The organism is Aeromonas sp. CU5 (genome assembly GCF_002586745.1).
GTDB classification, from domain to species: Bacteria; Pseudomonadota; Gammaproteobacteria; order Enterobacterales; family Aeromonadaceae; genus Aeromonas; species Aeromonas sobria.
On sequence record NZ_CP023817.1, the window covers coordinates 732,450 to 746,800 of the forward strand.

The 14,351-nt window shown below is 59.0% G+C and carries 10 protein-coding genes and 1 pseudogene; 6 read left to right on the top strand and 5 right to left on the bottom strand.

Features of this window, described 5'->3' with window-relative positions; genetic code table 11:
- Positions 1 to 161: 161 nt before the first annotated feature.
- Positions 162 to 4,025: a DEAD/DEAH box helicase gene (locus CK911_RS03400; protein ID WP_098968990.1), complete on the top strand. Its 3,864-nt coding sequence runs from the start codon at positions 162 to 164 to the stop codon at positions 4,023 to 4,025.
- A 142-nt stretch (positions 4,026 to 4,167) separates the two neighbouring features.
- On the opposite strand, the pseudogene CK911_RS03405 reads toward CK911_RS03400, so the two are convergent.
- A pseudogene (locus CK911_RS03405) lies at positions 4,168 to 5,060 on the bottom strand (DNA replication terminus site-binding protein).
- A 522-nt stretch (positions 5,061 to 5,582) separates the two neighbouring features.
- On the opposite strand from CK911_RS03405, the gene CK911_RS03410 reads away from it, so the two are divergent.
- Positions 5,583 to 5,792 carry a DUF1127 domain-containing protein gene (locus CK911_RS03410; RefSeq protein ID WP_042021218.1) on the top strand — a complete coding sequence of 70 codons (210 nt, stop codon included), beginning with the start codon at positions 5,583 to 5,585 and terminating at the stop codon, positions 5,790 to 5,792.
- Between the two features lie 293 nt (positions 5,793 to 6,085).
- Complete coding sequence (gene astE / locus CK911_RS03415; protein ID WP_098968991.1) at positions 6,086 to 7,111, top strand: succinylglutamate desuccinylase; 1,026 nt, start codon at positions 6,086 to 6,088, stop codon at positions 7,109 to 7,111.
- Between the two features lie 159 nt (positions 7,112 to 7,270).
- Here the strand turns inward: astE and CK911_RS03420 are convergent, their stop codons facing one another.
- Both CK911_RS03420 and gloB read right to left on the bottom strand, forming a co-directional pair.
- Positions 7,271 to 8,833 carry a LysM peptidoglycan-binding domain-containing protein gene (locus CK911_RS03420; RefSeq protein ID WP_098968992.1) on the bottom strand — a complete coding sequence of 521 codons (1,563 nt, stop codon included), beginning with the start codon at positions 8,831 to 8,833 and terminating at the stop codon, positions 7,271 to 7,273.
- A 70-nt stretch (positions 8,834 to 8,903) separates the two neighbouring features.
- On the bottom strand, positions 8,904 to 9,668 hold the full coding sequence (gene gloB / locus CK911_RS03425; protein WP_098968993.1) for a hydroxyacylglutathione hydrolase: 765 nt from the start codon (positions 9,666 to 9,668) through the stop codon (positions 8,904 to 8,906).
- 72 nt (positions 9,669 to 9,740) lie between these two features.
- Between gloB and CK911_RS03430 the strand changes: the two genes are divergently transcribed.
- Complete coding sequence (locus CK911_RS03430) at positions 9,741 to 10,463, top strand: methyltransferase domain-containing protein (protein ID WP_042021223.1); 723 nt, start codon at positions 9,741 to 9,743, stop codon at positions 10,461 to 10,463.
- Here CK911_RS03430 and rnhA read toward each other — a convergent pair.
- A complete protein-coding gene (rnhA, locus tag CK911_RS03435) occupies positions 10,451 to 10,915 on the bottom strand; it encodes a ribonuclease HI (RefSeq protein WP_042021226.1) in 465 nt (154 codons plus the stop codon). The two genes, CK911_RS03430 and rnhA, sit on opposite strands and share 13 nt — an antisense overlap.
- Positions 10,916 to 10,990: 75 nt before the next feature.
- Between rnhA and dnaQ the strand changes: the two genes are divergently transcribed.
- Both dnaQ and CK911_RS03445 read left to right on the top strand, forming a co-directional pair.
- Positions 10,991 to 11,725 carry a DNA polymerase III subunit epsilon gene (gene dnaQ / locus CK911_RS03440; protein ID WP_068976915.1) on the top strand — a complete coding sequence of 245 codons (735 nt, stop codon included), beginning with the start codon at positions 10,991 to 10,993 and terminating at the stop codon, positions 11,723 to 11,725.
- Positions 11,722 to 12,993: a TIGR03503 family protein gene (locus tag CK911_RS03445; protein ID WP_172954085.1), complete on the top strand. Its 1,272-nt coding sequence runs from the start codon at positions 11,722 to 11,724 to the stop codon at positions 12,991 to 12,993. Before dnaQ ends, CK911_RS03445 begins: the two co-directional genes overlap by 4 nt.
- 163 nt (positions 12,994 to 13,156) lie before the next feature.
- Here CK911_RS03445 and mltB read toward each other — a convergent pair whose 3' ends face one another.
- Complete coding sequence (gene mltB, locus CK911_RS03450) at positions 13,157 to 14,239, bottom strand: lytic murein transglycosylase B (protein ID WP_098972427.1); 1,083 nt, start codon at positions 14,237 to 14,239, stop codon at positions 13,157 to 13,159.
- Between the last annotated feature and the right edge of the window lie 112 nt (positions 14,240 to 14,351).

Here is a 14,351-nt window from a genome sequence, read left to right on the forward strand (position 1 = left end):
TTTCCCGCTGTGGGAAGTACCGGACAATCCGGCTATTTCCTTCGTTACTTTCGACGGTCATCACGGATGGCCGTTTTTTTTTGAGTTATTTCGCAGTTAAGGGTCGAGCCGCTGACGCTTTACCGTTAAAATTCCGCTTTTGCACCTGCCCGTGAGTCTTGATGTCTGCGTCCACCCTCTCTTCGGATAGTTATGCCCTGCTCAGCACCCTGCAATTGCAGCGCGTCGCCAGTACCCGTTTGCTGCAAGATCAACTGGCGGTTGGCCATGCGCTGATCGATAAACTGACTCCGCTGCAAGAGGCCGGGTTGGTGAGATTGCGCGGAGAGCAGCAGTGGAGCTTGACTGCCGAAGGCACCCTGGCCTTGATCCTCGGGGTGCGTGCCGGACTCTGCCCAGCACCGGACTGGAGCCGGGTGCCCTCGTTGACCGGGCAGGACCTCACCCATGCGGTGGTGCGCGAGCTATGTCGCGGCAAGGCGGGGGAGATCCCGACCTATTTTTCCGCCAGCGATCTGCTGACCCTGCTCGATACCCCGGATGCATACCAACTGTTGGCAGGCTCCAGCCCCGCCTGGCAGCAACTGCTGCTGGAGCACTTCTCGCTGCAACTGCTGCTCGATGCCCCGTATGAAGAGCGCTGGCCGCTGGCCAATGCCCTGGTGCGCTGTACTCCCGAGGTACAGACCCGGGCCAAAGAGTGTGAGGCCGAGTGGCACTGGCTTTGCGGTGATGGTGAGCTGGAGAGCAACAAGGATGCCGCCACCTGCTGGCCTGCGCTGCAGGCGCTGGCCCAGCAGAGCCAGAGTGGCCCGCTCGATGAGCATTTGCTGACGGCGCTGGGTCAGTGGCAGGGCGGTGATGAAGGTAATGCCGGGCAGTGGCCCCGTTCGTTCAGCGCCCTGCTCTGGCTTGGCTGGTTGCAGCAGGCCGATCCGGTCATTGCCAGCGAACAGCGCAAGAAGTGGCAGCGCAGCCTGACCGGCCAGTTCCCGCTGCTTTCTGATCTACTCAGCCAGTGGGCAGGCGATCGCCACGGTCAGGCGGTCGGTCTGTTCGACACCCTGCAACTGCCGGTGGAGGAGCTTCACTGGGGTTATCTCTGGCTCGATCTCTGCGCGCTGGCCCGTCACGGCACCCAGAGTCCGCAAGTGGCCATGCTGCACAAGTGGGATCTTACCCATCTGCTCGATGCCGAGCCCCATCATCGCCTGATGGCGTTTTGTCAGGATCTGCTGCGTATTCTGCTGGGGGAGGGTGCCAAAGGGGCGCCCCTTTGCCAGCTGCGTAGCAGTCATGGCACGGCGGATAGTCAAGCTGATGAGCAAGAAGAGGAGGCCGACGAAGATAACAGTGCGGCCTCTGCCAGCTGGCTCAACTGGTTGCAGGGGTTGGGTCGCTCCAGCGGTGTGCGCAAGCCCCAGGAGCGGCTGGTGTGGCTGCTCCATGCCGAGGGCCCGGAGCTGGAGTGCAAGATCCAGAAACTGAGTACCAAGGGGGAGTGGACCGCCGGTCGTCGGGTCGATCCGTCGCTGCTCTCCACCCAATATGCGGCCATGCTCGATGAGCACGACTGGGCGCTGGTGCGCACCCTGCCACGGGTGATGGGACAGTTGCCACGGGATGTCTGGCCACCGCTGGCCGATCATCCGCGGTTGTTCAATGCCAAGGGGCAAAAGCTGCAACTGGCCATCAGTGCGCCCTTGCTGCAGGTGGTCGCCACCGAGCAGGGAATGAGTGCGGCGCTCTGCCCGGATGCCGCGGCGCGCGGGGCCCATATAGTGCCGCTGGCGCAAGACTTGTGGCAGTTGATCCTCACCCCGCAGCCGCTGCTCGACCGGCTGCCCGCGCTCGAATCTATCCCGCTGTTGCCCGCCGAAGGGCTCGCCGAGCTGCAACGGACTCTGGATGGTATTGCTGAACTCCCTTGGCACAGTCAGGTCGAGGGGCTTAGCGGCAATGCCGAACTGGCCCCCTGGCCGGGTATTCCGTCAGTGCAACTGGATTGGCAGGATGGCCAGCTGTCGGTCAAGCTGGTCACCCGCTTTGACGAGCTGCCGCCCCAGCCCCTCGGCAAGGGGGAGCCCATCGTGCGGCAGGGGATCAAGGCGTATCACTACTGGCTACGTGATCTCGCGGCAGAGAAGGTACAGGCCCAGCTGCTGCGCAATCAATTGCCCATCGGCCTGCCCGGCAGCGAGTGGTTGCTGCAGGGGGAGCAGGCGCTGGCGCTGGTCAATGCCCTGCCCGAGCTGGTGGATGCCGGCGTGGTGATTCACTGGCATCAGGACAGCGCCCGCCTCAAGAGCCTTGATGAAGCGGCCCTGAGCCTGCGCATCGAGCGGCGGCAGGACTGGTTCCAGGTCGAAGGGGCGCTGGCGCTCGATGAGCATCAGATCCTCGACCTGCGCCTTATCTTGCGCCAGATGACCCCGGGCCAGCGCACCGTTCAGCTCGACGAGAAGACCAGCCTGATGCTGAGCGACAAGCTGGTGGAGCGGCTTACCATGCTGGGGGCCATGCTCGATGAAGAGCAGCGCATCAACAACAAGCTGGCCTATCCGCTCACTCGCCTGCTCTCGGTCATTACCACTGAAGGGGATACGGCGTGGCAATCCCTGCAGCAGGAGTGGCAGCAGGAGGTCGCGTGCCCGGACGAGCTGCTCACCGCGCTGCGAGACTACCAGAAGGATGGGGTGCGCTGGCTGGCGACCCTGGCCCATCATGGTTTTGGTGCCTGTCTGGCCGATGACATGGGTCTGGGCAAGACACTGCAGGCGCTGATCGTACTGCGGATGCGCCAGCACTTGGGCCCGGCGCTGGTGGTGGTGCCCAAGTCAGTGGTCACCAACTGGCAGGAAGAGGTGGCTCGCTTCGCCCCCGAACTGGAGGTGGTGGTGTTTGAACATGCGTCCGGGCGCGAAGCGATTATTCGCGAGGCCAAGGCCGGTCAGTTGATCCTCATCAACTACGGCATGCTCGGCAGTCTGGCGGAGGCACTCAAATCCCGCCGCTGGTCGAGCATGGTGCTCGATGAGGCGCAGCAGATCAAAAATGCCGGCACCCAGCGCGCCAAGCTGCTGTTCCAGCTCGACGGTGATTTTCGCCTCGCCCTCTCCGGCACCCCCATCGAGAACCATCTGGGGGAGCTGTGGAGCCTGTTTACCTTTATCAACCCGGGGCTGCTCGGCAGCCTCGGTGAGTTCAAGCGCCGCTTTGGCAAGGCGGTCAAGGATCCCCAGCACATGGCGCTGCTGCGTGCGGTGATCAGCCCCTTCATCCTGCGCCGTCTCAAGCAGCAGGTGCTGACCGAGTTGCCGGACAAGACCGAGATCATCCACCACATCAGCCTCTCCCCCGAAGAGCGTCAGCTCTACGAAGCGACCCGGCGCGAGGTGGTGCAGCAGGTGCAAAGTGCCGATGGCCGCGCCCTGATGCATGTGCTGAGTGGCCTGACCCGGCTGCGTCGGCTCTGTTGCTCGCCGGAGCTGGTGATGCCCGAGTGGTCGCAAACCAGCAGCAAGCTGGATGAGGCGATGGCGCTGCTGGAAGAGGCCATCGATAACGGTCATCGGGTATTGGTGTTCAGCCAGTTTGTCGATCTGCTGAGCCTGCTGCGGGCCCGTATCGAGCAAAAATCGTGGGATTACTGCTATCTGGATGGCGCCTGCTCGGCCAAATCCCGCCAGGAGTCCATCCTGCGTTTTCGCCATGAAGCGGTGCCGCTGTTTCTGATCAGCCTCAAGGCGGGGGGCACCGGCCTCAACCTGACTCAGGCCGATACCGTGCTGCACCTCGATCCCTGGTGGAACCCGGCGGTGGAAGATCAGGCGAGCGATCGGGCCCACCGGATGGGACAGACCCAGCCGGTGACAGTGTACCGGCTGGTGTGCGAGCAGACGGTGGAGGAGAAGATCGTCGCCCTGCACGACGAGAAGCGGGCGCTGGCCGATGGCTTGCTAAGCGGCCAGTCGGAGGTGCGCGGGTTGGACGTAGAGAGCCTGCGGGCCCTGTTGATGGGCTGATTGGCTTAACCGCTTATCCACACCGCCTATTCATACAGAAAAGGGGAGAACATCCAAAGATGTTCTCCCCTTTCTCATTTGGGATGCTGATGTGGGATGTGCCGTTTATCGCGGCAAGGCGGCCCAGTTATCCCTGCTCCAGTCACCCCTGATAGAGATAGAGGTGCAGCCGCTCGATGATAGGCTCGCCGCCAATTTTACGATCTCGCCGCGCCTGTCGGCTCTTGGGGGGTAGTTGCCCAGATGGGTGACCGCTGGCGGGGTATCCGAGCAGAGCAGCAGGGGCAGGCTCGCCTTGATCTGCTGCTTGCGCGGGGTGCGCTCCAGCCAGAGCAGGTTGATCATCGGGTGGGTCTTGACCGGGCGGCGGATCCGCAACTCGGCATCGGCGGGCAGGCGGCGAATGTCATACACCTCCTGATCCACCATCTTGCTCCACTCCTCGTTGTTGGAGAGGGCCGGAATGTAGCGGCGGCTGCGCTCCAGCATCTCCAGCACCTGCTCGCGACTGAGGCGATTGATGGTCTGCTTGTCGGCCCAGGTAAAGCCGAGGGACTGCAGCTCCCCGGCCAGCAGGGTCAGTTTGCGATAGACCTGCAAGGTGATCACCCCGGGCAGGGCGGTGTGCACCAGATCAAACTTCTCGTCCCGTCCGCCCGCCTGCTGCACCAGTGCCTTGAAATCGAGCTTGTGCTGGTTGATTTGGTCTATCAGCGGTTGCAGCAAGGGGGCGGCGGCAGCAGGAAAGCGCAACCAGCCGGGCAGCCGATGAGTCGCCTTGGTGGAGCAGCCGGGGCGGGCACTGTGATCCCGATAGGCTGCGAGGGTGGCCGCCAGCGCCGCTTCACCGTTGAGGTAACCCACCTCAATCTGTTCGATCGGGTCGTGCTCTTCCCCTTGCGGCACCGGAGGAAGGGGGTAGACATGGGCCTCTTGCAGCGTGAGCTGGCCGAGCAGGTCAGTCAGCTGGTGCAAGGAGGCTTCAATGGCTTCCATCTGTTGGCGCAGGGCCGCGGTCGGGGTAAAGGTATCCATCGATGATCCTGTGGTTTCATCCGCCGTTGACGGCATAAGCGATGGCGTCAGGGCGGGCGACTAAACTACTGTATAAATAACCATATCATTGTGTCGGTTGCGCGCCAAGGGTCTCGTTTGCAGGTTGCTGTTCAGCAGGATGTGAGTGAATGACCTGAAGTTTGTTTTATGTATCATTGTGTTAAATGGAGATCACCAAAAGATCTCCTGATTAACAACTGAATGTAATGGTGGGGTTGCCAGCGCTTGGGGGCATATTGGCGAGTGCATAGGCAGGGCGGTAAATTGCATATGTAAGGTGGTGTCATGCAGCACAATATGCTGTGGGCAGTGGATGGCCGAATGGTGATTTAATTACTCTTTATAAATCAAATGATTAAAATTGTATCAGTCAGATTTATGCCATTAGTTTTACTAATGTAATGTATCAAAATTCGTCAATTGAGTCGGATGCTCTCCCTGACTAAGCTTTGCGCATCAAATAAAGCCCAGTGCGCAAACATAATCCAGAGGAGCCACAACATGGCCAACATGACTTATACCGAAACCGGTTACCAGCAGTCCAGCCAATTGAATCTGGTTGCCCGGGTGAAAATGGCCGTTCTGACCTGGCTGGAGCGTAGCCGCAGCCGTCGCCAGCTCTCCGAGCTGCCCGAGTACCTGCTCAAAGACATCGGCCTGAACGAAGCTGACCGTTATCAAGAGACCACCAAGCCGTTCTGGCGTGGTTGATCAGCCGGGCATGGATGCCTTGTTTTTCTGTTGACTCGTTTACTGCTCCGCCCCTGTAGCGCCCTGCTATCAGTCTGGCAATAGTCTGTTTTATCTCCCCTGCTTTCCTCTTGTTGTTCGTTGATCCTCTTTCCTCTCCTCTTTATTTCACATCGCTACTGTCATTGCTGTCATCGTTCGATTGTTATCACAATTGTGTCGTTAATGTTTGAATTTGTTTAAAAAACGATTTTAAGCCGCGATGCCTTGCGTATAATCCGGCCATAGTGATCCAGAGCAAGAGGGTGAGACGGATGATTCCCCAGCACGATTTTTTGGCCCTGACCCGCAGTAATGAGTGGCAGCTTGAGCCCTTTGATTTTGCCTTGCCCGACGGCGCGCGGGTCAGCGTCTGGGATACGGGAGTGCTCTGTCTGGAGCCTGCCAAAGGCGCAGGCGAATTGCCGGGCGGGCGCAAGGATATCGTGCTCTCCTGCGGCATTCACGGCAACGAGACTGCTCCCATCGAGATCTGTAATCAGCTGCTGAGCCGCCTGCTCTCTGGCGAGCTGAGCGCCCGCCATCGGCTGTTGTTCCTGTTTGGCAATCCGGCGGCGATGAACTTGGGGCTGCGGGAGGTAGAAGAGAACATGAATCGGCTCTTTTCCGGTGCCCACAGCAAGGGGGAAGGGCTCTGCAATCGGGAGCGGATCCGCGCCATGCGCCTCGAACAGTATGTGAGCCGCTTCTTTGCCGATCCGGCCCGGCCCCGTTATCACTACGATCTACACACCGCCATTCGCGGCTCCCGCCACGAGAAGTTCGCCGTCTACCCCTTCCCTCACGAGCGGCCCCACTGCCGCGAGCAGGTGCAGTTCCTTGGCGCCTGCGGGGTGCGTACCCTATTGCTGTCTAATGCCCCCACCACCACCTTCAGCTACTACAGCTCCCGCCAGCATGGGGCCCATGCCTTTACGGTGGAGCTGGGCAAGGTTCGGCCGTTTGGCGAGAACGACATGACCCGCTTTATCGAGACGCGGCAAGCGCTGCAAGAGCTGGTGAGTCAGGATGAAGTGGAGCTGGAGCCTTGGCGGGCCGAGGATTTCACCCTGTTTGCCATCGATCGGGTGATCACTAAAAAATCGGCGGACTTTCGCTTCCTGTTTGCCAGCGATGTGGACAACTTCACCGAATTTCCCCAAGGGTTCGTGTTGGCCGAGGATGGCGAGCTGCGCTACACGGTTGAGCAGCCGCGAGAAGCCGTCGTCTTTCCCAATGCCAACGTGGCGGTAGGCCAGCGCACCGTGCTGCTGGTGGTGCCAACAAGGCTCTGGGAATAGCGCTTGAGTTCTTTGCCGGCAGAGTGGTGAGGCGTTCGCAGGCGGCGCCAAGCCCACTGTTTGGGTTGGCGGCTGAAACACAGCGGTTTGTCGCGGGATAAAAAAACGGGGCCAGTCATCTGACTGGCCCCGTTTTGTATCGGGTTCAAGGGGTGGCGCTTAGCTGTTGTTCTTCACAAACAGGGTCAGCTCCTGACCGGGCTTGAGGTACTCCCCTTTATCCAGCTGGTTCCAGCGCATCACATCGTTGATGGCAACCTGGAAGCGGGCTGCGATGGAGGAGACAGAGTCACCGCGGCGTACCTGATACACCATCGATTTACCGCTCTTTTTGCCTGGCTTGGTATAGACCACCAGTTTCATGCCCGGCTTGAGTGCCGACTTGGCATTCAGACCGTTCCACTTGGCCAGTTCGCTATGGGAGACACCATGGGTCTGGCTGATGCTCCACAAGTTGTCACCTGAGCGGACTTTATAGTTGATCTTGTTTTGGCTGCTGCCACGGCTGGCAAGCTGCTGAGGCTTGCTGGCAGGAGTGGCTTTGCTGCTGACCCGACCGTTGTCCGGGATCTCCAGTCGCTGACCACGACGCAGGTTATTGCTGCGCAGATTGTTGGCCAGCTTCAGTTCACTGACGCTGACGCCGTGATTCTGGGCGATCCGTGACAGGGTGTCGCCACTGGTGACCAGATAGGAGCCAGAGCCCGTGGTGGTGCGAGTGCGCTCACTTTGGGGCAGATCGGCCAGCGCCAGCTCCAGGGTATCGGCATACTCTACCGGTACCAGCAGACGGTAAGGGCCACGGGGGGACATCACGCCACGGCTCAAGGCCGGATTGACCTCCTTGAGCTGTGAGGTGCGCAGGCCCGCCAGTTGCGCCGCCACGTTCAGATCGATCCGGCTACCGGTATCTACCACCCGCAGCTGCGGCTGGTTGGCGAGTACCGGCAATTGGACGTTGTACTTGTCGGCATTGCTGATCATGTCCGCCATGGCCAGGATCTTGGGGACATACATCCGGGTTTCGCGGGGCAGGTCCAGCGACCAGTAATCGGTCGGTCGACCGGCGCGCTGGTTGCGTTGAATGGCGCTGCGCACCCGACCTTCACCGGCATTGTAGGCGGCCAGGGTTTGCAGCCAGTCGCCATCAAAGAAGCGGTTGAGGTATTCCAGATAATCGAGCGCCGCATTGGTTGAGGCCATCACATCGCGGCGACCGTCATACCAGTTGTCATGGCGCAGACCGAAGTTTTTGCCCGTGGCGGGCACAAACTGCCACAGACCCACCGCATTGCTGCGGGATCGGGCATGGGGATCAAACATGCTTTCGATCATCGGGACAGTAATAAGCTCCATTGGCAGCTCACGCCGTTCAATCTCCGCCACCATCAAATAGAGGTAGGGTTCAGCCCGGCTGGCAATGGTCGCCAGATGCATATCATTACGCAACAGCAATGCACGTTGTTGACGCACGCGATCATTCTCTGGGGTATCAAGCTGCATGTCATTGCTGATACGTACCCACAGATTGTCGGTATCTTCCATTTCGTCTAGCTGTTCATCGCCAAACAGAAAACCGGAAGCGTGCTTTTTGTGCGCTTTTTTGTTGACTTGGGGGGACTTGATCGACTCGATTGCCGTTAGCGCCCGGTCATCCTGATGGCTCAGGTTTTGGCAGCCGCTGAGCAACAGCGCCGCCAATAAGGCCGTTCGTACCTTCATCTCGCTCCGGTCATTTTTAGGAAAAACAGCGGGCATCATAAGGGGCAATGCCCCTCTGATCAAGGTTTGTTCAAAAAACGTCCTTCCACTGGCGCAGTATGGTGAAGGTATCTACCGGATTTTCCACGCATTTCAGCCCATGTTTTTCAGCAGAAAATTTTACCGAATCCTGCTCGCAGCGCAGAAAAACGTTGAAAGTGCGTTCGTCTGCCAGTCGGGTCGGCAGGCTTGGCAGCCCTTGCTGGCGCAGTTTGCTGATCAGACCGATCTGACGCTGGATCGCCGGGTTGCCTGGTTCGACCGCATAGGCAAACCGCAGGTTGGAGAGGGTGTATTCGTGGGCACAATAAATGAGGGTCTCATCGGGCAGGGCGGCGAGTCGTTGCAGTGAGTGGTACATCTGCTCAGCAGTCCCTTCAAACAGGCGCCCGCACCCGGCCGAGAAGAGGGTGTCACCACAAAACAGCATGCCGTTGCCATGGTAGGCGATGTGACCACGGGTGTGGCCGGGCACATGGAGCACCTCGAGGGCGAGGCCGTGCCAGGTGATCTGATCGCCGTCGTCCAGCCACTGGCCGTGGTGATCCGGCATGGGGTCAAGTTTGGGGCCATAGAGTCTGGCATGGGGGAAGTGGGCGAGCAGTTCAGTGACGCCGCCCACATGATCATGATGATGATGGGTCAGCAAAATGGCATCGAGTTGCAACCCCAGCACTGCGAGCCGCTCCAGCACCGGCGCGGCCTCGCCAGGATCGACCACCAGGCAGTGATTTTCGTGGCGGATCAACCAGATATAGTTGTCATTAAAGGCAGGAACTGTGATGACGGTATACATGAGTTTGCTTCTCTTTAGGGAGGGTATCTTATATAACAGGATGGCGTTCGAAACCCCGAGTTGAGCTCTATTATGCAGGTGGCACATACCGAACAACAAATCGAGATACCGACCAGCTGGTCTGCCCTCCCTATGGGGGATTGGGTAGCCGCAGAAATCCAGGATCGACTCGACAACTGGTGTCCCAATCTGTTTGGTTATCATCTGCTGAAAATTGGCGCCCTGAGTGCCGAACTCTCCTGCAAACGCTCATCCATTCGTCATCAAATAGGGGTGGCGCCCAGCGGGCGCTTGCTCGATATGTATGGCGATCCGCTGGATCTGCCAGTACGTACCGGCAGCGTCGATGCCTGCCTGCTGGCCCACTGCCTCGACTTCTCTGCCGATCCTCATCAGGTATTGCGTGAAGCCGAACGGGTGCTGACCGACGATGGCTGGCTGATCATCAGTGGCTACAATCCCTTGAGTCTGGTCGGGATAGGTCATTGCGTGCCGTTCTTGCGGCGAAAACTGCCCTGGTCGGCACGGATGTTCACCCCTGGACGAGTCACGGACTGGCTCCATCTATTGGGCTGTGAGGTGATGTTTGATGATCGTTTTGGCTACTCGCTCATGGGCAAGCAGAGCTGGCATAGCTGGTGGAGAGAGAGTGTCGGGCGGGATTATTGCAGGGCGTTTGCTTCGGTATACGTGATCGCGGCTCGTAAACGGCGCTTTCCATTGCTCCCGGTGCGGCGGCGCTGGCAGTTGCCAAAGTCGCTTGCCACACCGGGAATGGCACGTCAGGGCTGGTAGCCAGTATCCTCGGCCAGATCCTTGCCGCAGGCGGCGTCACGGGCCAGTTCGTCACAGCGCTCGTTTTCGGGGTGACCCGAATGGCCTTTCACCCAAAGCCATTCGATCTGATGGCGAGCCACTTCCGCATCCAGCTCCTTCCAGAGATCGACATTTTTGACCGGCTGACGGCTGGCGGTGATCCACCCTTTTTTCTTCCAGCCGATGATCCACTGGGTGATCCCCTGGCGGACATACTGGCTGTCGGTGGTGAGACGTACCTTGCACGGTTCGTTGAGGGTGCGCAGGCCCATGATGGCGGCCATCAGCTCCATCCGGTTATTGGTGGTCAGGGTAAAGCCTGCGGAAATCTCTTTACGATGGGTACCGTAGACCATGACGGCGCCGTAACCACCGGGGCCGGGATTACCGAGGCAGGAGCCATCGGTATAGACATCAATGTGTTTTAACATGAGCAATCAATCTGTTTTAGCATGAGGCTTGGGGTAAACTAGCGAGTAAAACCGAAGTTTGACATAGATTGGATCATGAACACACCCCAACTGAATCGCCAGATCATCCTGGATACTGAAACCACGGGTATGAACACCAGTGGCGGCCCTATCTATATGGGTCACCGCATCATCGAAATCGGCTGTGTGGAGGTGATCAACCGCAAGCTGACCGGTAATCACTACCACGTCTATATCAAGCCGGATCGGCTGGTTGACCCGGAAGCCATCCAGGTGCACGGCATTACGGATGCGTATCTGGCTGACAAGCCTCCCTTCAGACAGATAGCTGATGACTTCATCGAGTTTATTCGTGGCGCAGAGCTTATCGCTCACAACGCGCCGTTTGACGTCAGCTTTATGGATTATGAGTTCAGCAAGCTCGGACTCGACTTCAAGACGGCAGATATCTGCAGCATCACAGATACCTTGGCAATGGCCCGGGATATCTTTCCCGGCAAACGTAACAACCTGGATGTGCTGTGTGATCGCTACGGCATAGACAACTCTCACCGGACCTTGCACGGGGCTTTGCTCGATGCGGAGATCCTGGCGGATGTCTATCTGCTGATGACCGGTGGCCAGACCAAGCTGAATCTGGCGAGCGAAAACAGCGAAAATGAAAACAATCAGGACACCAGTATTCGGCGGCTGGAGAGCAACCGTCCCGCGCTCAATATTGTGCGCGCCACTGCCGAGGATCTGGCACTGCACGAGGCCAGACTCGATTTGGTGCAGAAAAAAGGAGGTAGTTGCCTGTGGCGAGAGTGAGCAAGTGGTGGGGCTGCCTGCTGCTGTTAGCCTCGTTGGGCGCAACAGCGACCGAGACTGAGGTGTTTGCACCCTCCGATATTCCGTTGCTGGATAACCGTTTTCGTATTGATTACGGGGTGAAGGAGATCACCTTTATCGTCAAGCGCAAGCCACAAACCCCTTCGGTGATCCTGGTGCGGCCCGATGGTAGCAAGCTCTATGTCGGCAAGGTCAAACCCGATGAGGTTGGCTGGCTGGCACTCCCTGAACATGACCTTATTACCCTGCGCAATCCCATGCCCGGTCCCTGGCAGGCCATTGGCGAGGTCGACCCCGATAATCGGGTGCGCATCCTCTCCGATATCCGGCTCGATATCGCGGCGCTACCGATGCAGCTCTATCAGGGGGAGCTGATCAAGCTCAAGTCATGGCTGTTGATTAATGGTCAGCCGCCAAAGGATAAATATTACCTCTCTGATCTGGGGATGACCGTCAAGCTGCAATCCTTCAGCGATGCCAGCCAGCAAAGGGTGGTGCTGGATGAGGTACTTGGCCACTATCGCGATGATGGCAAGGGGCTCGATGAAGTGCCGGGCGATGGCATCATGACCGCGGAAGTGAGCCTGCAGGATATTCCCGGCGGTAAGTACCGCGCCATGTTCAGCACCGGTAATCAGGTGTTCGTGCGGGCCCGTTATCAGGACATCCTGCTCTATCCCTCTCCGTTTACCTATAGCCTTGCGCCGCCTTCAGAAGAGTTGGGCGCCAAACTTTCACTTCTGATTGATCGTGATGAACTGGATCCTGCCTCTGTGGTGGTTAAAGGCCGTGTGACCAGTAATGCGGGGGGGGATTACGCTTTTAGCGAGATGGCCATTGAGCCCAAATTGGACATTGATCTCTCCATGATCACCGCGGTCGGGCAACATGTGGTGAATGCCACCCTGTATGGCACCACCCTGCAGGGTCGTGAGCTGAAAATCACCTTACCGGCCAAAACCTTCAACATCTTTCCGCCGCCACCACCTCCTGAGCCTGTGGTGGTGAAGCCAGTTGCTTCCAGTGCTGCAGCGACTGATGAAGTACCAAAAAAGCAAGGTATAAGCTGGTTAGTCTGGGTGCTGGCCGGTGGCGGGGTGTTATTGGCCGTCATACTGGGTGGGGTCGGATTTGTGGTGGTGCAAAAACGGCGGGCTCTCAAGCGAGCCCTGGCTGCCGCGCAGGCTGAAAATCAGCAATCGGCGCAACCGGCCGCCAAGCTGGATCTTAACTTGCCAGAGCAGTGATGGATGAGTTGCCGCATCGGTGCGCAACCATCCTGAACCACAAACGGTGACCCACAAATGGTGAACCACAATAGAACACGGGAGGCAGGATCGACTGGTTTATCGCCAGCAGATCCTGCCTCCCGTTTGTTGATATGAGGCGCCATGGCGCCTCATGGTGTTGCTAGCGTGCCGCTTTGACCGCCAAGCCCAGCTGCCACACCGCCATGGCGTAGTGGGTGCTGTGGTTGTAGCGAGTGATGGCGTAGAAGTTGGGCAGGCCATACCAGTATTGGTAGCCGGTGCCCACATCGAGGCGCAGCAGGCTCGACTCGCTGTGGTTGCCCAGGCTGCTGGTGGGGGTCAAACCGGCGCTGCGCAAGGTGGCGACCGGGTAGCGGGTCTGGAAGCCGTGCTCATAGCCGGGCAGTTGCCCCTGACCGCGTACCGCCACCGGTTGGCCTTTCTCCCAGCCGTGGGCCTTGAAGTAGTTGGCGACGCTGCCGATGGCATCCACCGGATCCCACAGGTTGGTGTGGCCGTTGCCGTCAAAGTCCACCGCATAGCGCTGGAAGCTGGAGGGCATGAACTGGCCATAACCCATGGCACCGGCGTAGGAGCCCTTGGGTTCTGCCGGATCCATCCCCTCGTCGCGGGTCATCACCAGGAAGGCTTCCAGCTCGCTGGTGAAGAACTCGGCGCGGCGCGGATAATCAAACGCCAGCGTGGCCAGCGCATCCAGAATCCGGGTCTTGCCCATTACCCGGCCCCAGCGGGTCTCGACCCCGATAATGCCGACGATGATCTCCGGCGGCACCCCATAGATCTGTTCTGCCCGGTTGAGCTCGCTCGCGTATTCACGCCAGAAGTTGACGCCGTTTTGCACGTTGTCGGGGGTGATGAACTTGGCGCGATAGCGGTTCCAGGCACCGGTCGGGCCGGTGGGCTTGGCGGTGGTCGGCGCCTGGGCATCCATCAGGCGGATGATCCAGTCGTAACGCTCTGCCTGTGCCAGCACCTGATGCAGCTGGGCGCTGTCAAAACCGTGCTTCTCAACCATCTTCTGGACGAATCTGTCCACATTGGGGCGATTGGCGAAATCCCCTTTGCTAACCCCTTGTGTGTAAACGGGTTTACTCGATGGCGCCTGATTGATAAAGGCGCTGTTGGGCTGGGGGATGACCACGGGCTTGGGGGCCGGGGCGCTGCTGCAGCCACCGAGCAGGGGGAATAACGACAGAGTGAGAAGAGAGGCAAGGCGACGCATAGGGTTCTCAAAGAGACTGAAAAAAGTGCCGTCATGGTAAAACATTGTCATCCACGTGCAAGTGTTCCGTGTGCCTTGTTGGCTGCCAATTCATCGAGCGATGGATTAGCCC